Source organism: Flavobacterium aureirubrum (assembly GCF_038739835.1).
Lineage (GTDB): Bacteria > Bacteroidota > Bacteroidia > Flavobacteriales > Flavobacteriaceae > Flavobacterium > Flavobacterium aureirubrum.
Genome location: NZ_JBCGDO010000001.1, coordinates 343131 through 365117, shown reverse-complemented (window position 1 = coordinate 365117; position 21987 = coordinate 343131). Strand labels below are relative to the sequence as shown.

23 protein-coding genes and 1 tRNA gene are annotated in these 21987 nt (G+C 33.0%); 16 read left to right on the top strand and 8 right to left on the bottom strand.

Annotated features, from left to right (window positions below; genetic code table 11):
* Window positions 1-16 precede the first annotated feature (16 nt).
* From mraY to murD, 3 genes are all read left to right on the top strand, one after another.
* Window positions 17-1243, top strand: a complete 1227-nt coding sequence (mraY, locus tag WFZ85_RS01645; RefSeq protein WP_342694538.1) for a phospho-N-acetylmuramoyl-pentapeptide-transferase — start codon at window positions 17-19, stop codon at window positions 1241-1243.
* A 43-nt stretch (window positions 1244-1286) separates the two neighbouring features.
* Window positions 1287-1595, top strand: coding sequence for a four helix bundle protein (locus WFZ85_RS01640; RefSeq protein ID WP_342694537.1), 309 nt, complete (start codon window positions 1287-1289; stop codon window positions 1593-1595).
* Window positions 1596-1676: 81 nt separating this feature from the next.
* The gene (gene murD / locus WFZ85_RS01635; RefSeq protein WP_342694536.1) at window positions 1677-3011 is read left to right on the top strand and encodes a UDP-N-acetylmuramoyl-L-alanine--D-glutamate ligase; all 1335 of its coding nucleotides are present in this window, start codon (window positions 1677-1679) and stop codon (window positions 3009-3011) included.
* On the opposite strand, the gene WFZ85_RS01630 is transcribed toward murD, so the two are convergent.
* On the bottom strand, window positions 2981-3379 hold the full coding sequence (locus WFZ85_RS01630; RefSeq protein ID WP_342694535.1) for a hypothetical protein: 399 nt from the start codon (window positions 3377-3379) through the stop codon (window positions 2981-2983). The genes murD and WFZ85_RS01630 overlap by 31 nt on opposite strands.
* Here WFZ85_RS01630 and WFZ85_RS01625 point away from each other — a divergent pair.
* The 9 genes from WFZ85_RS01625 (at window position 3361) to WFZ85_RS01585 (ending at window position 12779) form a co-directional block, all read left to right on the top strand.
* Window positions 3361-4650, top strand: coding sequence for an FtsW/RodA/SpoVE family cell cycle protein (locus WFZ85_RS01625; protein WP_342694534.1), 1290 nt, complete (start codon window positions 3361-3363; stop codon window positions 4648-4650). The genes WFZ85_RS01630 and WFZ85_RS01625 overlap by 19 nt on opposite strands.
* Window positions 4651-4652: 2 nt before the next feature.
* A complete protein-coding gene (gene murG / locus WFZ85_RS01620) occupies window positions 4653-5744 on the top strand; it encodes an undecaprenyldiphospho-muramoylpentapeptide beta-N-acetylglucosaminyltransferase (RefSeq protein WP_342694533.1) in 1092 nt (363 codons plus the stop codon).
* Between the two features lies 1 nt (window position 5745).
* The gene (murC, locus tag WFZ85_RS01615; RefSeq protein ID WP_342694532.1) at window positions 5746-7086 is read left to right on the top strand and encodes a UDP-N-acetylmuramate--L-alanine ligase; all 1341 of its coding nucleotides are present in this window, start codon (window positions 5746-5748) and stop codon (window positions 7084-7086) included.
* A complete protein-coding gene (locus WFZ85_RS01610; RefSeq protein ID WP_342694531.1) occupies window positions 7083-7805 on the top strand; it encodes a cell division protein FtsQ in 723 nt (240 codons plus the stop codon). Before murC ends, WFZ85_RS01610 begins: the two co-directional genes overlap by 4 nt.
* A gap of 6 nt (window positions 7806-7811) precedes the next feature.
* Entirely contained in the window at window positions 7812-9191 is a 1380-nt protein-coding gene (gene ftsA / locus WFZ85_RS01605) for a cell division protein FtsA (protein WP_342694530.1), read from the top strand.
* A 35-nt stretch (window positions 9192-9226) separates the two neighbouring features.
* Entirely contained in the window at window positions 9227-11179 is a 1953-nt protein-coding gene (gene ftsZ / locus WFZ85_RS01600; protein ID WP_342694529.1) for a cell division protein FtsZ, read from the top strand.
* Between the two features lie 140 nt (window positions 11180-11319).
* Window positions 11320-11769, top strand: coding sequence for a GatB/YqeY domain-containing protein (locus WFZ85_RS01595; RefSeq protein WP_342694528.1), 450 nt, complete (start codon window positions 11320-11322; stop codon window positions 11767-11769).
* A 61-nt stretch (window positions 11770-11830) separates the two neighbouring features.
* Window positions 11831-11904, top strand: a tRNA-Arg gene (locus WFZ85_RS01590).
* Between the two features lie 44 nt (window positions 11905-11948).
* Complete coding sequence (locus tag WFZ85_RS01585) at window positions 11949-12779, top strand: zinc-dependent peptidase (protein WP_342694527.1); 831 nt, start codon at window positions 11949-11951, stop codon at window positions 12777-12779.
* Here WFZ85_RS01585 and rpe read toward each other — a convergent pair.
* Window positions 12768-13427: a ribulose-phosphate 3-epimerase gene (rpe, locus tag WFZ85_RS01580; RefSeq protein ID WP_342694526.1), complete on the bottom strand. Its 660-nt coding sequence runs from the start codon at window positions 13425-13427 to the stop codon at window positions 12768-12770. The genes WFZ85_RS01585 and rpe overlap by 12 nt on opposite strands.
* Window positions 13428-13675: 248 nt before the next feature.
* On the bottom strand, window positions 13676-14539 hold the full coding sequence (locus WFZ85_RS01575; protein ID WP_007804760.1) for a sigma-70 family RNA polymerase sigma factor: 864 nt from the start codon (window positions 14537-14539) through the stop codon (window positions 13676-13678).
* A gap of 415 nt (window positions 14540-14954) precedes the next feature.
* Between WFZ85_RS01575 and WFZ85_RS01570 the strand changes: the two genes are divergently transcribed.
* Complete coding sequence (locus WFZ85_RS01570) at window positions 14955-15827, top strand: hypothetical protein (RefSeq protein WP_342694525.1); 873 nt, start codon at window positions 14955-14957, stop codon at window positions 15825-15827.
* A 71-nt stretch (window positions 15828-15898) separates the two neighbouring features.
* On the opposite strand, the gene WFZ85_RS01565 is transcribed toward WFZ85_RS01570, so the two are convergent.
* From WFZ85_RS01565 to WFZ85_RS01545, 5 genes are all read right to left on the bottom strand, one after another.
* Entirely contained in the window at window positions 15899-16213 is a 315-nt protein-coding gene (locus WFZ85_RS01565) for a DUF2752 domain-containing protein (protein ID WP_342694524.1), read from the bottom strand.
* An 8-nt stretch (window positions 16214-16221) separates the two neighbouring features.
* Window positions 16222-16590 (bottom strand): TM2 domain-containing protein, encoded by a 369-nt coding sequence (locus tag WFZ85_RS01560; RefSeq protein WP_288110652.1) that lies wholly within the window; start codon window positions 16588-16590, stop codon window positions 16222-16224.
* A 264-nt stretch (window positions 16591-16854) separates the two neighbouring features.
* Window positions 16855-19014: a polyribonucleotide nucleotidyltransferase gene (locus WFZ85_RS01555; protein ID WP_342694523.1), complete on the bottom strand. Its 2160-nt coding sequence runs from the start codon at window positions 19012-19014 to the stop codon at window positions 16855-16857.
* Window positions 19015-19152: 138 nt separating this feature from the next.
* Complete coding sequence (rpsO, locus tag WFZ85_RS01550; RefSeq protein WP_342694522.1) at window positions 19153-19422, bottom strand: 30S ribosomal protein S15; 270 nt, start codon at window positions 19420-19422, stop codon at window positions 19153-19155.
* 178 nt (window positions 19423-19600) lie between these two features.
* Complete coding sequence (locus WFZ85_RS01545; protein ID WP_342694521.1) at window positions 19601-20053, bottom strand: GAF domain-containing protein; 453 nt, start codon at window positions 20051-20053, stop codon at window positions 19601-19603.
* Between the two features lie 77 nt (window positions 20054-20130).
* On the opposite strand from WFZ85_RS01545, the gene xrtF reads away from it, so the two are divergent.
* From xrtF to WFZ85_RS01530, 3 genes are read left to right on the top strand one after another with little or no spacing between them, the layout of a single operon-like run.
* Entirely contained in the window at window positions 20131-20679 is a 549-nt protein-coding gene (gene xrtF, locus WFZ85_RS01540) for an exosortase family protein XrtF (RefSeq protein WP_342694520.1), read from the top strand.
* Entirely contained in the window at window positions 20654-21100 is a 447-nt protein-coding gene (locus WFZ85_RS01535; protein ID WP_413789721.1) for an exosortase F system-associated membrane protein, read from the top strand. The genes xrtF and WFZ85_RS01535 overlap by 26 nt, the downstream gene beginning before the upstream one ends.
* 56 nt (window positions 21101-21156) lie before the next feature.
* Complete coding sequence (locus WFZ85_RS01530) at window positions 21157-21987, top strand: ATP cone domain-containing protein (RefSeq protein ID WP_342694518.1); 831 nt, start codon at window positions 21157-21159, stop codon at window positions 21985-21987.

Sequence of the window (21987 nt, the reverse complement as noted above, 5' to 3'; positions counted from 1 at the left end):
TTAACACATAACCAATATGTTATACTACTTATTTGAATACCTCGATAAAACAATGGATGTTCCAGGAACTGGAGTTTTTCAATATATCACCTTTCGTTCTGCTTTAGCAATAATCTTATCCTTGATGATTTCAACTATTTATGGTAAAAAAATAATCACTTTTTTGAGAAATCAACAAGTAGGTGAAACCGTTCGCGAACTTGGTCTTGCAGGACAAACTCAAAAAGCAGGAACACCAACAATGGGTGGATTAATCATCATTATTTCTACCTTGATTCCAGTGATTTTGTTAACAAAATTAAATAACATTTACGTTATTCTTTTGATTGTAACTACATTATGGATGGGAACCATTGGATTTATTGATGACTATATCAAAATTTTCAAAAAAGATAAACAAGGTTTAAAAGGAATTTTCAAAGTAATTGGACAAGTAGGTTTAGGACTAATTGTGGGCTCAGTATTATATTTTCATCCTGGCGTAACGGTAAGAGAAAAAACTAATGTGCCTTTAACTTACAATCAAACGCAAAATGTAATTTCTCAAACACCGAGAGAACTTAAATCAACAACGACTACTATTCCGTTCACAAAAAACAATGAGTTAGATTACGCAAAAATTCTAGAACCATTTACAGATGATTATCAAAACTGGGCTTGGCTAGTATTTATTCCCATCGTAATTTTTATTATCACTGCGGTTTCTAACGGTGCTAATCTTACCGATGGAATAGATGGTTTAGCTGCTGGAACTTCGGCGATATCCGTTTTGGCACTGGGTATTTTCACTTTTGTTTCCGGAAATATCTTTTTTTCCGATTATTTGAACATCATGTACATTCCCAATTCAGGCGAAATGACGGTTTTTATATCGGCTTTTGTGGGTTCCTTAATTGGGTTTCTCTGGTATAACTCTTATCCGGCAACGGTTTTTATGGGCGATACCGGAAGTCTAACTATTGGCGGAATAATTGCAGTTTTAGCTATTTCTGTTAGAAAAGAACTGTTGTTGCCTGTTTTGTGTGCCATCTTTTTTGCTGAAAATTTATCGGTTATCATTCAAGTTTCTTATTTCAAATATACCAAAAAACGTTTTGGCGAAGGAAGACGTATTTTCTTGATGTCGCCATTACATCATCATTATCAAAAGAAAGGTTATCACGAAAGTAAAATTGTGACGCGCTTTTGGATTGTTGCGATCATACTGGCTATTGTTTCTATTGTAACATTAAAGCTTCGATAATTAAAAAATGATAATCAAAAATCAAGAATTAAAAATTAAGAATATGAAAGATAATATTATTCAAGACAAGTCTTTTCAGTTTGCAGTAAGAATAATTAACCTTTACAAATATTTAATTAATAATAAAAAAGAATTTATTCTAAGTAAACAATTGTTGAGAAGTGGAACATCTATTGGGGCTAATATTGAAGAATCAATTGGTGGATATTCTGCAAAAGATTTTCTAGCAAAATTAAGTATTTCCTATAAAGAAGCTAGAGAAACAATATACTGGTTAAAACTTCTAAAAGAAACTGAATATATTTCAAAAATTGAATTTGACAGTATTTACAAGGAAGCAGACGAAGTTTGAAGAATATTAGCAAAAATTATTATTACCCTTAAAGGTAAAAAGTAGATCATACTATCTATTGATTTTTAATTTTTAATTCATATGAGATTAGTAATTCTTGGTGGTGGAGAAAGCGGCGTTGGAACAGCTATTTTAGGTAAAAAGCAGGGTTACGAGGTCTTTCTTTCTGATTTTGGAAAAATTAAAGACAATTACAAAGACGTTCTTAAACAATATGATATCAAATGGGAGGACGAAAAGCATACAGAAGATTTAATTCTAAATGCTGACGTAGTGATGAAAAGTCCAGGTATTCCAGATAAAGTGTTAATTGTTCAAAAACTCTTAGCAAAAGGAGTACCTGTAGTTTCTGAGATTGAGTTTACCGCTCAATTTACAAAAGCGAAAACCATTGGAATTACAGGAAGTAACGGTAAAACAACCACAACCATGTTGACCTACCATTTGCTAAAATCTGGAGGATTAAATGTGGGTTTGGCAGGAAATATTGGTAAAAGCTTCGCTTGGCAAGTGGCCGAAGAGGATTATGATTGTTACGTCCTAGAATTGAGTAGTTTTCAATTAGACGGATGTTTTAAATACAGACCAGACATCGCTTTAATTACCAATATAAGTCCAGATCATTTAGATCGATACGAATATAAATATGAAAATTACATCGCATCAAAATTTAGAATAACAAGTAACCAAACAGAGAATGATTACCTCATTTTCGATGCAGACGATGAAGCAATTTCAATCTGGTTACAACAGCATAAAACAAAAGCAAAACTAATTCCGTTTTCACTAACACAAACTTTTGAAAATGGGGCATTTATAAAAAACGACGACACTATGGACATTATCATCAACAACGAAGAATTTGAAATGAAAACTGAAGAAGTTTCTCTAGAGGGAAAACACAACATGAAAAACGCAATGGCAGCTGCTTCTGTGGCCCAATTGATGAAAATCAGAAAGCAAACTATTCGTGAAAGTTTATCCAATTTTCAAGGTGTTACTCATCGTTTAGAAAAAGTATTGAAAATTCAAAACGTGCAGTACATCAACGATAGCAAAGCAACTAATGTGAATGCAACTTTCTTTGCTTTGGACAGTATGACTGTGCCCACGGTTTGGATTGTTGGTGGTGTTGATAAAGGAAATGATTACACCGAATTAATGTCGTTGGTTCGTGAAAAAGTAAAAGCAATTATTTGCTTAGGTGTTGATAACAAAAAAATTATTGACGCCTTTGGAAATGTGGTTGATATGATGGTTGAGGTTGACAATATGCGTGATGCTGTAATCACTGCTAAACACATTGCCGAAAAAGGTGATGCTGTTCTACTATCACCAGCTTGTGCCAGTTTTGATTTATTTCAAAACTATGAAGACAGAGGAAATCAATTTAAAGTGGCAGTACAAAATTTATAATTTGAAATTGAAATAGCACTATTTGAAATTGAAATAGTACTATTTGAAACTGAAATAGTACTATTTGAAATTGAAATAGCACTATTTGAAACTGAAATAGTACTATTTGAAATTGAAATAGCACTATTTGAAATTGAAATAGCACTATTTGAAACTGAAATAGCACTATTTGAAACTGAAATAGCACTATTTGAAACTGAAATAGTACTATTTGAAATTGAAATAGCACTATTTGAAATTGAAATAGCACTATTTGAAATTGAAATAGTACTATTTGAAATTGAAAAAGCACTATTTGAAATTGAAATAGCACTATTTGAAATTGAAAATTTAAGATATAGTAGCAACAATGAAAGAACTAATAACAAGTTTAAAAGGAGATAAAGTCATTTGGGCATTCGTCGCTTTGATGGCGCTATTTTCGTTTATGCCTGTTTTTAGCGCGAGTAGTAATTTAGCCTACATGCGTCATGGTTCAGGAAATGCCTTAACTTATTTGTTAAAACACGGCGCACAAGTGCTCATCGGGTTTTATATTATTTATAAAGTACACAAAATACCCTATCACTATTTCAAGACCATTTCAAAAATAGTATTGCCAATAGTTTGGATTTTATTGGCATATACTTTATTAAAAGGAACTATAATTGATGGTGCAAATGCAAGTAGATGGATACAAATTCCGTTTATCGGGATTACATTCCAAACATCCACTTTGGCAGCGATAGTTTTATTTGTTTTCGTGGCGCGCTATTTATCAAAAAAACGAGATACACCTATCACTTTTCAAAATTCATTATGGGAATTATGGACTCCCGTTTTCATCACGATATTTTTTATACTTCCGGCCAATTTATCGACGGCAGCACTCATTTTTTCCATGGTAATTATGTTAGTTTTTATTGGAAAATATCCTTTAAAATACATCGCGGTTATTCTAGGTGCCGGCATTATTGGCTTGCTGTTTTTTATTTTGGTAGCCAAAGCATTTCCTGATGCTTTCCCTAATCGCGTGGATACTTGGATCGCGCGTATTGATAATTTTACTACGGATAAACCTGATGAAGATGATTATCAAATAGAGAAAGCAAAAATTGCTATTGCGTCGGGTGGAGTTTATGGTCTTGGTCCTGGAAAAAGCGTGCAAAAAAACTTTTTACCACAATCCTCATCCGATTTTATTTATGCCATCATCGTCGAAGAATATGGGCTTTTTGGTGGTTTTTTGGTATTGAGCATGTATTTGTTGCTTTTATTCCGATTTGTGGTTGCAGCTCATAAAGCCAATTCGCTTTTTGGAAAATTGGTTGTCGTGGGATTGGGTTTCCCCATTATTTTTCAAGCCATGACCAATATGGCCGTTGCCGTAGAATTATTACCTGTTACCGGACAAACCTTACCACTGATTAGCTCGGGCGGAAGTTCTATCTGGATGACTTGTATTGCGCTTGGAATTATTTTAAGCGTAACCAAAAAAGACGAAGAAATTGCCGAAGAACAAGCCGAGAGTAAAAAACGGGATGAAGCATTGCAACGAATGATTGACAAGCAATTGAAAGAAGACGAAGAAGCAGAGAAGGAAAGTTTTTCTATTGAAGATAAAGCAAACCCATTGGAACCAATTTTAAAAAGAAATTAAAAATGAGAAAACTGAAATTCATATTAAGCGGTGGCGGAACTGGAGGACATATCTATCCTGCGATTGCCATTGCTAATGAATTAAAGTCTCGTTTTCCCGAAGCGGAGTTTCTTTTCGTTGGATCCAAAGACAAGATGGAAATGCAAAAAGTACCGCAAGCTGGCTATAAAATCGAAGGATTGTGGATTGCTGGTTTGCAAAGAAAACTAACACTGCAAAATGCAATGTTTCCTTTGAAACTAGTAAGTAGTTTGTGGAAATCGCGACAAATTATAAAAAATTTCAAGCCCGATGTGGTTATAGGAACTGGCGGTTTTGCAAGCGGACCTTTATTACAAATAGCCAATAGTATGGATATCCCAACGGTTATTCAGGAGCAAAATTCCTATCCTGGAATTACCAATAAATTATTGAGCAAAAAAGCCAACGCCATTTGTGTGGCCTATGAAAATTTAGAGCGATTTTTTCCGTCAGCTAAAATTGTTTTCACAGGAAATCCAGTGCGACAAGATTTATTGGATATCGAAAATAAAAGGCAAGAGGGAATTTCCTATTTCAAATTAGATTCTAATAAAAAAATACTACTAGTCCTTGGCGGAAGTCTTGGAGCAAGAAGAGTGAATCAATTAATTGAAAAAGAATTAGATTTTCTTTTGTCAACAGGAATTCAAATTTATTGGCAATGCGGAAAATTATATTTTGAAGAGTACAAACATTTCAATGAAAAAGAAAATGTACAAGTAGTAGCTTTTATTGACCGAATGGATTTGATATATGCCGCAGCCGATTTTGTGATATCCAGAGCTGGAGCATCATCGGTTTCGGAATTATGTTTGGTGGGAAAACCAACTATTTTTATTCCATCGCCCAATGTAGCCGAAGATCATCAAACCAAAAATGCTAAGGCAATTGTGGATAAAAATGGCGCATTACTAATTAAAGAAAGTGAGTTGGATGAAAAATTTGAAACGGTCTTTAACCAACTAATTCATGATGAAAATTTGCAAAAAAGTCTAAGTGAAAACATGAAAAAATTGGCAAAGCCAAATGCTACAAAAGATATAGTTGAGCAAATAATAAAATTGATAAAATAAAGTGAACCTAAACCAAATACATAACGTTTATTTCATCGGAATTGGAGGCATCGGAATGAGTGCTTTGGCTCGTTATTTCCAAAACATTGGCAAAAATGTTTCGGGTTACGACAAAACACCTACAACATTGACAGACGAATTGATAGCTGGCGGAATGAATATTCACTTTGAAGATAATATTGGTTTAATTCCAGCAGAATATTATGTTGAAAACACGCTTGTAATTATAACTCCAGCGGTTCCAGTTTCGCATTTAGAATGGAATTATTTTTTAGAAAGGGATTATGTAGTAAAAAAGCGTGCTGAAGTCTTAGGAATTATTACTAAAGATACTTTTTGTTTCGCAGTTGCGGGAACACACGGAAAAACGACAACATCAAGTATTCTTGGGCATATATTGTATGAAAGTGGTGCTGATGTAACAGCTTTCCTTGGTGGAATTGTCGAAAATTATCATTCTAATTTAATTGGTAGCGGAAAAACAATCACTGTTGTTGAAGCGGATGAATTTGACCGTTCCTTTTTGCATTTGTATCCAAATATTGCTTGCATAACCTCAATGGATGCTGATCATTTAGATATTTATGGTGATGCCACTGCAATAGAAGACACCTTTAAAGAATTTGCAGACAAAGTCGAAGATAAAACTAAATTATTTGTTCCAAAAGGTTTGCCTCTCGAAGCACTCACAATTGGAATTGAGGAAGAATCCACGTTTAAAGCTTTCAATATCCGAATTGAAAATGGTTTTTATGTTTTTGATGTACAAACGCCTTCAGAAATTATTAAAAATTTACAATTTGGATTGCCAGGAAGACACAATTTAATGAATGCCTTGATGGCTTTAGCGATGGCTAAAACTTATGGTACCCCAACCGAGTCCATTGCTAAAGCCTTGGCATCATTTAAAGGAATTCAACGCCGATTTTCGTATCAAATTAAGTCGAATAATTTGGTTTATATCGATGATTATGCACATCATCCAACCGAAATTAATGCGGTGTATCAAGCCGTTTCAGAATTGTATCCAAACCAAAAAGTGTTGGCTGTTTTTCAACCACATTTGTTTAGTAGAACCAAAGATTTTGCAGATGATTTTGCTAAAAGCTTGTCACAATTTGACGAAGTGATTTTGTTAGATATTTATCCAGCAAGAGAATTGCCAATGGAAGGAATAACGTCAAGTTGGTTATTGTCAAAAATGGAAAACAACAACAAGAAATTAGTTTCAAAAGACGCCTTAATTTCAGCAATTTTAAAAAGTGATGCAAAAATAATTGTGACCATTGGTGCTGGAGATATTGGTGAATTAGTTCCAAAAATTAAAGAAGCATTATTATGAAATTTTTTAGTTGGATAAACATTAGATTAATCGTAATGATAGCGATGGTAATTTTCTTGTATTCCTTCACCTCACATCGAAATGAGACGAGAAAAATTAAGAAAACAGTGGTTGTTTTTGAAGGTAAAAACACTCTTTTTTTGAAGGAAGAAATGGTTAATAAATTGTTAATAGAAAAAAATACAGACCTAAAAACAATCAATAAAGTTGATTTAGATTTGAACAAATTGGAAAAGTCTGTGAACCGACAAGAGGTGGTTCAAAAAGCTGATGTTTTTGTCAGTGTTGATGGGGTTTTAAAAGCTGTAGTAGAACAAAAATCACCTATCGGAAGAGTGTTTAATGAAGTAGGTTCTTTTTATATTGACAGTGAGGGAAATAAGATGCCATTATCAGAGAATTTTTCGGCTAGAGTGCCTTTGATTTCTGGGGAAATAGCGGTTTTGGATAAAGAAAAAATAGCTGAAGTTTTGAAGCAAATTATACATGATGATTTTTTGAATAAAAATATCATTGGAGTAGAAGTTTTGCCAAGCGGAAGTCTAATTATGAAAAATAGAAATTACGATTTTCAAATCGATTTTGGAAAAGCTATTAACATCGATAGAAAATTTAAAAATTATAAAGCATTTTTTCAGAATGCTATTTTGGATAGCACATTGAACAAATACAAAAGGATTAATTTGAAGTTTACCAAGCAAGTGGTTTGCATTAAATAGTTGATTATGGAAAAAGAAAAAATTGCCGTTGGATTAGACATTGGAACAACCAAAATTGTTGCCATGATTGGCAAGAAAAACGAGTATGGCAAGCTAGAGATTTTGGGAGTAGGAAAATCTAAGAGTCTTGGAGTTGCGCGTGGCGTTGTTAATAATATTACACAAACTATTCAATCTATCCAACAAGCGGTTCTCGAAGCAGAAAATAATTCTGGATACAAAATAAATGATGTTGTGGTCGGAATTGCTGGGCAACATATTCGTAGTATTCAACATACAGATTATGTTATTAGAGCAAATCCTGAGGAAGTTATTAGCGGCAAAGACATTCAGTTGCTAATTGATCAAGTGAATAAGTTGGCTATGCTTCCAGGTGAAGAAATAATTCATGTTTTGCCTCAAGAATTTAAAATTGATGGTCAATCAGAAATTAAGGAACCAATCGGAATGTATGGTGGAAGATTGGAAGCGAGTTTTCATGTTGTTGTTGGTCAAGCATCATCAATAAGAAATGTAGGAAGATGTATTCAAAGTTCGGGGATCGAATTATCAGGACTAACTTTGGAACCTTTGGCTTCGGCAGATGCAGTTCTAAGTCAAGAAGAAAAAGAAGCGGGAGTTGCATTAATAGATATTGGTGGCGGAACTACAGATTTAGCCATTTTTAAAGATGGAATCATTCGTCACACTGCAGTTGTTCCATTCGGTGGAAATGTAATTACAGACGACATTAAAGAAGGATGTTCAATCATAGAAAAGCAAGCCGAATTGTTAAAAACTAAATTTGGTTCTGCGTGGCCAGGTGAAAATAAAGACAATGAAATAGTATCAATTCCGGGATTGCGCGGAAGAGATCCTAAAGAGATTTCTTTAAAAAATTTATCCAAAATAATTCACGCACGTGTAGTAGAAATTATAGAGCATGTTTTTACAGAGATTAAAGCATACGGACACGAAGATCCGCGCAAAAAATTAATTGCAGGAATAGTTTTAACAGGTGGTGGTTCGCAGTTAAAACATATCAAACAATTAGTAGAATATATTACAGGAATGGACACTAGAATTGGCTATCCAAACGAACATTTAGCTGGAAATTCAGGTGAAGAAATCTCTAGTCCGTTGTATGCAACAGCTGTAGGATTAGTTATGAATAGTATTCAAAATAATTCAAATAGTGCCTACAAAATAGAACTAAAAGAAGTAGAAAAGGAAATGCCAAAGCAGGTAGTGCAACAACCTATTATTGAGCCAAAAGTTGAAGTTTCAAATGTGTATGAAGAAGTAGAAGCGAAAAGAGAAACAGAAACAACTGAAAACAAAATAAGAAGGTCATTTTTTGATCGTTATGTAGATAAGATTAAAGATTTTTTAGACAACGCAGAATAGAATAACGGAATAAAATTAAATAAAACCAAAATAGTATGATAAGCAACTCAGAAATTGGAAACATCTCATTTGATTTACCAAAAAATCAGTCAAATGTGATTAAAGTAATCGGAGTTGGTGGCGGCGGAAGCAATGCTATCAATCACATGTTTAAACAGGGAATAAATGGAGTTGATTTTATAGTTTGTAATACAGACTCTCAAGCACTTCAGAATAGTCCTGTGCCCAATAAAATTCAATTAGGTGTTAACTTAACAGAAGGTCTTGGTGCTGGTGCAAATCCTGATGTAGGTCAGCAGTCGGCATTAGAAAGCGTAAGCGACATCGAAAAAATGTTAGATACAAATACTAAAATGGTATTTATCACTGCAGGAATGGGTGGTGGAACAGGAACTGGTGCGGCACCGGTAATCGCTCAATTGGCAAAAGAAAGAGGCATTTTAACGGTTGGAATTGTAACAAAACCTTTCCAGTTTGAAGGAAAAGTGCGTTACGAGCAAGCCATGTTAGGTGTTGAAAAGTTAAGAAAGCAAGTTGACTCTTTAATTGTAATCAACAATAACAAACTAAGAGAAGTGTATGGAAATCTTGGTTTCAAAGCCGGCTTTTCGAAGGCTGATGAAGTTTTAGCGACAGCATCACGCGGAATAGCAGAAGTAATTACTCATCATTATACTCAAAACATCGACTTAAAAGACGCTAAAACAGTACTTTCTGATAGCGGTACAGCTATAATGGGTTCTGCAACTGCTTCTGGAGAAAATCGTGCAAAAGAGGCAATTATTACTGCTTTGGATTCGCCACTATTAGACGACAATAAAATTAAAGGAGCTAAAAACGTATTGTTGCTTATCGTTTCTGGTTCTAGCGAAATTACTATCGACGAAATTGGCGAAATTAATGACCACATTCAAAGTGAAGCCGGTCACAATGCTAACATCATTATGGGTGTTGGTGAAGATGAAAATTTAGGGGAATCCATCGCAGTGACCATTATTGCTACAGGTTTTAATGTTGAACAACAGAACGGGATTGTAAATACCGAAGCCACGAAAATCATCCATTCTCTTGATGGCGAACATAAATTAGAACGTGACTTAACTCAAAAACCAGTCGAAATTTTCCAAACTAAAATTGAAAGTCCAGCAGAAGTTAGTGAAGAAAAAATTGTTTTTGAATTAATTGATGAGGAAATTAAAGCGCCAAATGTAACTTCGAGCATCGACCAAAATGAGTTGATTGCTATGAATCACTTTATAAGAAATCTCGACGTAACTTTTGAAATTGTATCGCCAATAAACGATATCGATTTTAACGTAACAACGCCTGAAGTATTGCAAATGAATGTTGCTGAACCAAAAACCATTGAAGTAGACGAACAAATTACATTTACATTTGATATGCCTGCTTCTCCCACTTTCGAAAGAGCAGAAGCACTTACAGAAGCCGAAGAAAGCAGAATTATTTTTGATTTAACAGCAGAAACTCGCAATATCGAAGTAAACGAAGCAGTTCAATTTGTCCCTGTTACTGAGTTAAATGAAGAAGGTGTAATCAAATATTCTTTGGAAGAATATATGGAATTAGAGAACGACCTATTAAATTCAAAGCCAGTTGCAAAAGTAGTTGAGGAACCAATCGCTGATGAGTTAAAAATTACGATGAAAAATGTTGAAATAGAGAAACCACTTTCATCTGTAAATCATTTTGAGGATGTTTCTCCCGTAGAAATGACAATTGAAGAAACACTTAAACACAGAGCTGATGAGAGAAGAAGAAAATTAAAAGAGTTTAACTATAAATTCCATAATAATCCTTCTAGAGTTGACGAAATGGAAAAAGAACCAGCGTATAAGCGCCTTGGTATTGATGTGTCAAACAATAGCCAAACCGGCAATAATAGCTCAAGAATGTCATTAGGTATTGATAGCAACGATGATTTGCAAATTCGTAACAACAATTCATTCTTGCACGATAATGTAGATTAGTCTGCAATAAATTTTAAAATACTTAACCCGAAAATTTCATTGAAATTTTCGGGTTATTTTTTTTATCTTCGCATGGCTTTAAAATTGTAAAAACAAAAGCAAAGGCATTTGTAATATTTTTAATTAATTCTACAATAATAATGAGTTTACAAACTAAAATAATGGACGAAATGAAGAACGCCATGCGTTCTAAAGATACTGTTGCTTTGGAAGCTCTTCGTGCTATTAAATCAGAATTACTATTAGCCCAAACTTCGAGTGGTTCAAAAGAAGAAATAACCGAATCTGAAGAAATCAAAATTCTTCAAAAATTGGTAAAAATGCGCAAAGACAGTGCTTCGATTTTCACTACACAAAATCGTCCTGACTTAGCCGAACCAGAATTGGCGCAAATAGCGGTCATCGAGAAATTTCTACCAGCACAATTGAGCGAAGCAGAAGTAGAAACCATAATTGCAAAAATTATTGCAGAAACTGGTGCATCAGGCATAGCAGCTATGGGAAAAGTCATGGGATTAGCAACAGCACAACTTGGCGGAACAGCCGAGGGAAAAACTATTTCTACAATTGTAAAAAAATTATTAGTTTAGTGAAAAGTAATTTGCAAATAATGATGAGCAACTTTTTTTTTACTATTTGCTAAAAAAAAATGGCTTCGTAGTTCAACTGGATAGAATTTCGGATTTCGGCTCCGAAGGTTGCAGGTTCGAACCCTGCCGAGGTCACAAAAGCTCAAATTTATTTTGGGCTTTTTTTATATCTTTAAAAAATGGATTATATAATTCTAGTAATAGTTATAATATTGCTGCTACTTACAGTAGTTTATTTTGCTTTTTTATTTCTATTAAGCTTACTTGATGATATAACTATTGCTTTTTTAAACAGACCATTATACGTTCATTTCTACCTAAATCCGAAGAAAATATCTTCAACCCAACGTTCAATTTTAATGCAGAACATGCCTTTTTATGCGAAGCTGAATGCCAAGCAAAGCACGTATTTCAATCACCGACTGGTAAAATTTATTGATAGATATCAATTTATACCGAGAGAAAATTTGGTTATAACTGATGAAATGAAAACTATAATTGCGGCAACTTATGTAATGTTAACTTTTGGAATGCGGCGATATCTGGTATCGGTTTTTGATAAAATAATTATTTATCCCGACGAATATTATTCCGAAATTAATACACAAAATCATAAAGGTGAGTTTAATCCAAGATTGAAAGCCGTAGTGTTCTCGTGGAAGCATTTTATAGAAGGACAAGAGATTAGTGATGATAATTTGAATTTAGGAATTCATGAGTTTACACATGTAATCCATCACTATAGTTTACGAAGTCAAGACTCTGGGGCATTAAATTTTAAAAAACAATACGAAAAACTTTTAAAAGAAGTCTTTCATTTGCCAAATAAAGAAAGGCTGATAAATTCAAATTACTTCAGAATTTACGCCTTTACCAACCAATTTGAATTTATATCAGTAATTATTGAACATTATTTTGAAACTCCAGACCAGTTTGCTACCGAATTTCCTGAATTATTTGAAAACGTCGGCAGAATGTTAAATCTTAGACAGCAAAAGTTACGAGCATAAAGCCTTTAACTCGCTAATTGTTTTTATTGGATTTTCGGATTTAAACACAAAATTTCCTGCTACCAAAACATCTGCACCATATTGTATAAGTTGCTTTGCGTTTTTATCGGTTACACCACCATCAATTTCTATTAGGGTTGAAGCATTTTTTCTGATGATTAATTCTTTTAGCTTTTCAATTTTATGATACGTATTTTCAATAAATGATTGGCCGCCAAATCCGGGATTTACACTCATTAGGCACACCATATCAATATTGTTAATAATATCTTCTAGTAAGTGTATATTCGTATGTGGATTTAATGCCACTCCAGCTTTCATTCCCTCCTTTTTTATAGCTTGTAATGTTCGGTGTAAATGGGTGCAAGCTTCATAGTGAACAGTTAAGATATTTGCGCCTAAATCGGCAAAAGTTTTAATATATCTGTCAGGATCTACGATCATTAAATGCACATCGATTGTTTTTTTTGCGTGTTTTTTAATTGCTTCTAAAACTGGCATTCCAAAGGAAATGTTTGGTACAAAAACACCGTCCATGATGTCAATGTGAAACCAGTCTGCTTCGCTGGTATTGATCATTTCGATATCTCGTTGCAAATTGGCAAAATCGGCGGCGAGAATGGATGGCGCAATTAGTGTGTTTTTCATTTGTGCTGAATTTACTTCAGCATACAAAATGCTGAAAAAGTTAGTTGTATTGATGCTGATTTTCTGTAAATATTTCAGCAATTGTTCTAGATACAAAGGTAAATTATAATTAAATAATTCGAAACAAGTTCCATGAGAATCTGAAACGAGTTCAGATTAAAAAAACAAAACTCCGGTAATCAGCCGGAGTTTCAATCATCAATCAAAAAACAAACAGTTAATCAGACTGTTGTTGCGTTTATAGGTGATTAGCCTAAATATGTTTTTAAGATTTTGCTTCTTGAAGTATGTTTTAATCTGCGAATTGCTTTTTCTTTAATTTGACGAACACGTTCGCGAGTTAAGTCAAAAGTTTCACCAATTTCTTCTAATGTCATTGGATGTTGATCGCCTAAACCAAAGTACAAACGAACTACGTCAGCTTCTCTTGGTGTTAGGGTTTCTAATGAACGTTCTATTTCGGTGCGTAATGATTCATGTATCAATTCTCTGTCAGGATTTGGAGATTCACCAGAACGTAAAACATCATATAGGTTCGAGTCTTCTCCTTCCACAAGCGGTGCATCCATTGATAAGTGACGACCAGAATTTTTCATCGATTCTTTTACGTCATTCACTGTCATGTCTAGTTCTTTTGCAATTTCTTCAGCGCTTGGCGGACGTTCGTTAGATTGCTCTAACAAAGCGTACATTTTATTGATTTTATTAATTGAACCAATTTTGTTTAATGGTAAACGAACGATACGAGATTGCTCAGCTAGTGCTTGTAAAATCGATTGACGAATCCACCAAACCGCGTATGAAATAAATTTAAAACCACGAGTTTCATCAAAACGTTGCGCAGCTTTAATTAATCCTAAATTTCCTTCGTTAATCAAATCAGGAAGCGTTAACCCTTGATTTTGATATTGCTTTGCTACCGATACCACGAAACGCAGATTGGCTTTGGTTAATTTCTCTAAAGCACGTTGATCGCCGGCTTTAATTCGTTGTGCTAATTCTACTTCTTCGTCAGCAGTGATTAAGTCTACTTTTCCAATTTCTTGTAAATATTTGTCTAACGATGCGGTCTCACGATTGGTTACCTGCTTGGTGATTTTAAGCTGTCTCATGTATTTTGTCTCCTATACTTTAAAGTGTTCAGGTTGTTATACGTTATAGATTATGAAAAAGTTACAAATAAGGTAATAATTTTTTAATATCAACAATACGTTATTATGTATTTTCAAATATTCTTACAGGTAATAGATATTTATTATAATATTTTATTAATTGTGGGTTTAGTTAATTAAGGTAGTTGTGAATAATTGTATTTAATTGAATTCTGTGTATATGAACTTCATTAAAGGTCAATTGATTTTTTTGTTTTTTTATAATTTATTTTAAGTCTTAATTTTTCAATCAGAATGTATAAATTAAATCAGTTATTTCATTTCTTTTTTTAGTTTAGGATTTTTATAATTTTTATTTAAACAAGTTCAAATAGTAGTAATAACTTATATATTTGCATCCTAAATTTAATTGTCTATGAAAAAAATTCTTTTATTATTAGTATTTAGTTTTTCATTATCTTTTTCTCAACAAAATTATGAGTATATAGGTGCGATTAAATTAAATGGTGATAAAAAAACTATAATAACATACAGGATTTTTTTTTCTGTAAATAATGGTAAAATTAACGGGTTTTCTATCACTGATTTTTTGGGTGATCATGAAACAAAGAATAAAATTTCTGGAACATATAATTCAAAAACTAAAGAAATACAGTTTAAAGAAGAGAATATTTTATATACAAAATCTCCATTGAGTAAGGATTCCTTCTGTTTTGTAAATTTTGCTGGAAGAGTCAAGCTTGTTGATGATAATAACAAGTTGTCAGGAAATTTCAAAGGACTTTTTCAAAATAAATCGAAATGTATTGATGGTAGTTTGGAGTTGTTTGGAATTAAAAAGATTGAAAAAATAGCAACCAAATTTAAAGAGAAAATTCAAAAGTCAAAAAAAGTAGAACAAAGTATAAAAGATAATTTCAATCCAATTTCAATACTAGATAGTTTGAAAGTTAATAGTTTGACAAAAAATCAGAATTTAAATATTTTTGTTTCATCAAACGAAATTGAAATTGAAGTTTGGGATGCAAAAATCGAAGACGGTGATAGAATTGATTTATTCCATAATACAAGACGTATTTTAGATAATATTGAAGTAACAAATAAGAAAAAAACAATTAAGGTAAATTTAATTGAGAATGAGAATAAATTTAAGATAGTTGCTTTGAATGAAGGTGAGCGTACCCTAAATACGGCTATGATTAGGTTAATTGACGGGGATAGGAATTTTGAATTGACTACAAATTTGAAAAAAGGCGAGACTACATCTATTACTATTATTAAAAACTAAATAAATTCAGCATAAAAAAAGTCACAATTTAATTTAAATTGTGACTTTTTCAATAAGAAAACTGTTGAAAATTATGTCAACTTACCCCAAATTCCTGGTAAAGTTTTTCCATTAAGTTCGTAAAATGCTTTTACCCAAAGTGGAAATAACATTGGTACCACAATAAAAACAAGTTTATTGTATGACCATGCTGTTGAAAATTCAAAATGAATGAAGTGCATAGTTGCTCTCGTTAAGCCGCAAGCATAGCATTCAATTCCAGCTAAAAGTCTAGAAAGACAAACGGTCTCACCTCTATCAAAAAAATCAGCGGGAAGTAATATGAGAATGAACGGTATAAGAATGGTAGTCCATACTCTAATCTTAAAAACAATTTTTCTTATCATTTAATTCTTTACAGTGTTTTAGAGTATGCTCCATTTTTTGGTTTCAAATCTCCTGTGATGATTCTAATTAAATCAATTAGAGACCAAACACCACATCCACCTAAAGTCAACAATTGAACAATTCCTTGCCAAGTGTAGCCTAAATAAAATCTGTGAATCCCTAAACCACCAACTAAAGCAACTAAAATCAATGCTGTAACTTGACTTTTACCACTTCCGGCTGCAGCTGGAGAAGAATAGTCTTCAGTTGCTTTTCTAACCTCAGCGGTTTTTGTTGTTGTAATGGTTGACGTTCTTTCAACAGGAAAAGAAGCCTGTGTTGCGAATACTGATACAAACAATAGTGCATACAGTGTAAATAAAAATTTTAGTTTCATATAAAAATTATTTTGTTAGTTGTAAAAATATATAATTATTGAAAAATAAAAAAAAATCTTGCTAAAAAAATTTAAAAAAATAAAAATTTATTTTTGTATATAATTAGAATGAATTTATTTTCTTGTTTAAAAAATTATAGTTTGTTTGTTATATAAAATTAACTAATTGAATATCAACTATATGTATTTTTTTAATTTTTTCTAAAAACAAAAACCCCAATTCAACTAAATGAATTGGGGTTTGATATATTTGAAAAATTTAATTTATTCCGATTTTGGAGTAATTTTATTTTCTTCTCTTGGAGGTCTTGGTAAAAGTGCTTTTCTAGAAACTTTTTCTTTTCTAGTTTTAGGATCAACACCTAAATATTTCACCATGAACACATCACCCATGTTTACAACATCAGTAACATTTTCTGTTCTTTCCCAAGCTAATTCCGATACGTGTAATAAAACTTCATTTCCTGGAGCTGCAGTATATTCTACAACTGCTCCAAAATCTAACATTTTAATCACTTTCACTTCATAAGCTTCTCCCATTGCTGGTTTGAAAATGATAGAATCAATTTTAGCTAAAACTGCTGCAATTCCATCTGGATCTGTACCAAGAATCTCAACAACTCCTTGTTCGTCAACTTCGTTGATTACAATTGTAGTTCCAGTAGCTTTTTGTAATTCCTGAATTACTTTTCCACCTGGTCCAATCAAAGCACCAATGAAGTTGCCTGGAATGGTTCTCATGATAATTTTTGGAGCATGAACTTTAACATCCGCTCTTGGGGTAGCAATTGTTTCAGTTAATTTTCCTAAAATATGTAAACGACCATCACGAGCTTGGTTTAAAGCTTGCTCCATAATGTCATAACGCAAGCCATCAATTTTGATGTCCATTTGACAAGCTGTAATTCCATCTGCTGTTCCAGTTACTTTAAAATCCATATCACCTAAATGATCTTCATCTCCTAAAATATCTGAAAGTACTGCAAATTTTTGTCCGTCTGTAATTAATCCCATAGCAATCCCAGAAACTGGTTTCGTCATTTGAACTCCAGCATCCATCAATGCCATTGTTCCAGCACAAACCGTTGCCATAGAAGACGAACCGTTAGATTCTAAAACTTCAGATACAATACGAATGGTGTATGGACAATCAGCAGGAATCATGTTTTTTAAAGCTCTTTGAGCCAAGTTTCCATGACCAACTTCTCTTCTTGAAGTTCCTCTTAAAGGTTTAGCTTCTCCAGTTGAAAATGGTGGGAAATTATAATGTAAGTAAAATTTTTCTTCTCCTTGTTCTGATGGTGAATCGATTTGATTGGCTTCTCTTGAGGTTCCAAGTGTTACCGTTGCCAAAGCTTGAGTTTCTCCACGTGTAAATAGAGATGAACCGTGAACAGAAGGCAAATAGTCAATTTCACACCAAATTGGTCTGATTTCGGTTGTTTTTCTTCCATCTAAACGAATTCCTTTTTCAAGGATTACGTTGCGAACAGCTTCTTTATTAGTTTTGTAAAAATATTTTCCAACTAAACCAGCTAAATCAGCATTTTCGGCGTACTCTTCTTCAGAAAAAAGCGCTTGACATTCTGCTTTTACTGCTGAAAACTTTTCGCCTCTTTCACTTTTTCCTGATGCTTCTTGAGCAATTGCATAACATTTGTCATAAGCATGTGCTTTTACTTTGGCATATACAGTTTCATCTTCTTTTTCACCATCATAAGTTCTAATTTCTTTTTTACCAAATGCTTCTTGTAAACGCAATTGCGCATGAATTTGAACTTTGATTGCTTCATGAGCAAACTTGATAGCTTCGACCATTTCGTGTTCTGAAATCTCTTTCATTTCACCTTCAACCATGGCAACAGAGTCTAAAGATGCACCAATCATCATGTCAATATCTGACAAGTCTAATTGTGCTTTGCTCGGATTGATAATAAATTTTCCGTCGATTCGTGCCACGCGAACTTCAGAAATCAAGTTATAAAAAGGAATGTCTGAAACAGCTAAAGCTGCTGAAGCTGCTAAACCTGCTAATGCATCTGGCATAACATTTTCGTCATGCGACATTAACTGTATCATTACTTGGGTTTCTGCATGGTAATCATCAGGGAAAAGCGGACGCAAAACGCGGTCAACCAAACGCATTGTTAAAACTTCGCTGTCGCTTGGACGCGCTTCTCTTTTGAAAAATCCGCCAGGAAAACGTCCTGCTGCTGCAAATTTTTCACGGTAATCAACTGTTAGAGGTAAAAAGTCAACATTAGGATTAGATGTTCTAGCTGACACAGCCGTTGCTAAAAGCATACAATCGCCTAGTCTTACTACGACTGAACCATCGGCTTGTTTTGCTAATTTACCTGTTTCGATTGTGATGGTTCTTCCATCGCCTAAATCGATTGTTTCTTGGGTTACTTTTGGAATCATAAAATTTATTCGTTAAACTATTAGGTTAGTTGTGTTGTAGTTGTTGTAGTAGTTGTTTGTAACCCAATGAAAAACCGAAACTTTTCTTATCTAATTATAAAACAAAAAGAGGCGCGCAAGCACCTCTTTAGTTATGTATTATTTTCTAATACCTAATTCTTTGATTATCTCACGATATCTATTGATATCTTTTTTCTTCAAGTAGTCAAGAAGACTTCTTCTTTTACCTACTAAAATTACCAACGAACGCTCAGTGTTGTAATCGTGACGATTTTTTTTCAAGTGTTCTGTTAAATGCGAGATTCTAAATGTGAACAAAGCGATTTGCCCTTCAGCAGATCCCGTGTTTTCAGCTTTTCCTCCGTGTTTAGCGAAGATTTCAGCTTTTGTTTCTTTACTTAAATACATTCCAATATTTGTTTAAATGATTCTTATGTATGAATTAAGACTTTCTCAATTCGGGTGCAAAGATAAAATTTAATTTTAAGAATCCAATCTTTTTCCCGAAACTTCGGGACCAAATTCCAATTTGACTGAGTATTTGTTTGTATACTTTTGGAATTGATGTTTTACTATGTGGAATTTATCAAAAAAGCTTAGCAACTTCTTGATTTACAAATTCTAAAAATCGTTCGTCTGCTTCCGTAAAAGGGTCAAGCACATGGCTATCAATATCAATTTGTCCAATATTTATTCCATTGACGAAAAGAGGAACCACAATTTCAGACTTCACAGTAAAACTGCAGGCGATGTAATTGTCTTGTGCTGAAACATCGGGCACTACAAAGTTTGAATTAGAAACCGCTACTTGTCCACAAATTCCTTTTCCAAAAGGAATAACCGTGTGGTCAGTTGCAGCACCAACATATGGACCGAGATGCAGTGTATTATTTTCATGATTGGCGAAATAAAATCCAACCCAATTGTAATAATCTACATTTTCAGACAAGAATTGACAAAGATTTTTAAGTGTAACATCTCTTTCATTTTCAGCCGAAAGAATAGCGATAACTTGGGGTTTTAAATTTTCAAAATTCATTTTTCAATTTTTATGCAAAAGTAAGTACTCCACTTTTTTTATTTAATATAAATTTGTTAAAAATTACTTTTCTATATATGTTACAACAATACAAACCCTTTTTATATTTTTTAGGAAAATTTGTGTTGAGCTACATTATCTTGACAGTTGTTTATCAATCTTATTTGAATCGTTTTGATAGTTCAAAGGCAGAGGTCGATTCTTTTACACAAATAGTGGCAAATCAAACGGCTACAGTATTATCATGGATTGATAACCAATCGTATACTATGGCTCACCTCAAAGAACCAAGTGTGAAATTATTTTACAAGGGAAAATACATCTCCCGAATTATTGAAGGTTGTAACGGCATTAGTGTGATTATTCTGTTTATCGCTTTTACGCTGGCATTCACAGGCAAATTAAAAAACACGTTGATTTTTATTTTTACAGGAACTCTAATTATTCACATATTGAATATTGCGAGAATAGCATTATTATGCATAGCATTGTATTTTTTTCCGGAAATGGAACATATTTTACACGGCGTGATTTTCCCACTGGTAATTTATGGGGTCATTTTTTTATTATGGGTTGTTTGGGTTAATAAATATTCGAATTATGCTTCAAGTTTTGCTAAAAAATAAACAAACATTATTTTGGTCAATATTTCTTTTATTACTCTTAATATTAATCAGAGTATTTGAAGACAACTTATTTTATGACCCTTTTTTGAATTATTTTAAAACGGAGTATTCTCAATCGCCTCTCCCGCAAATCAATATTTTTAAATTATTTTTTAGTTTAGGATTCAGGTTCTATCTCAACTCAGTAATTTCATTGTTTTTGTTGTATGTGATTTTTAAAGATACAAAAATTGTCAAGTTCTCCATGTTACTCTATATGATATTAGGTTCGGTATTAATGATTAGTTTTATTTTTGTGCTTAACTTTTTTGGCGAAGAAAATAAAATGACTTTATTCTACATCCGACGTTTTTTAATCCAACCGATTTTCATCCTTCTTTTTATTCCTGCTTTTTATTATCAAAAACAAGTAAAAAAGTAACCTTTATTTCGTAACTTTACTATTATTCTATAAACTAAAATTTAATTTAGTTTGTTATGAAAATTGTAAAACACTCTGGAAGTATTGTCGATTTTAACCGAGAAAAACTTAAAAGTTCGCTACTAAAATCGGGTGCGAATAAAATCATCGTGGACGAAGTATTGAAAACAATCGAAAGCCAAATTTTCGAGGGAATTTCTACGAAACAAATCTACAAATTGGCTTTTGCTCTTTTAAAAAAAGCTTCCAATTCTCATGCCGCGCGCTATAATTTACGTGCTGCTATTCAAATGCTCGGACCGGCAGGCTTTTTCTTCGAAAAGTATATCGCACGTTTATTTATTTCAGAGGGATTCTTGGCACAAACTAATCTTTTTTTATCGGGTAAATGTGTGGTACACGAAGTAGATATTGCTATCATGAAAAACAACACTATTGAAATGGTTGAGTGTAAGTTTCATGCTGGTAAAGATGCTAATTCTGATGTGAAAATTCCGATGTACATTTTATCCCGATTTAATGATTTGAAAGATAGAAAACATTTAATTTATACTAAAAACGATTTTATATCAGGTTGTTGGATTGTTACTAATAATCGTTTTACCTCTGATGCAATTCTATTTGCAAAATGCTCTGGTTTAAAATTATTGAGTTGGGATTATCCTGATTCAAACAGTTTACGCCGAAAAATTGATGACCAGCAATTGTATCCAATCACGTGTTTAACAACTTTATCATTAGCAGAAAAAGATAAACTACTGGTTTTAGATATTATTCTAGCAAGAGAAATTATTGACAACATAGAAATATTGGAAAAAATTGGACTTAGTCCTACAAGAATTAAAAATGTTTTGAAAGAAGCAGCTCAACTTTGTAATTATATTTAA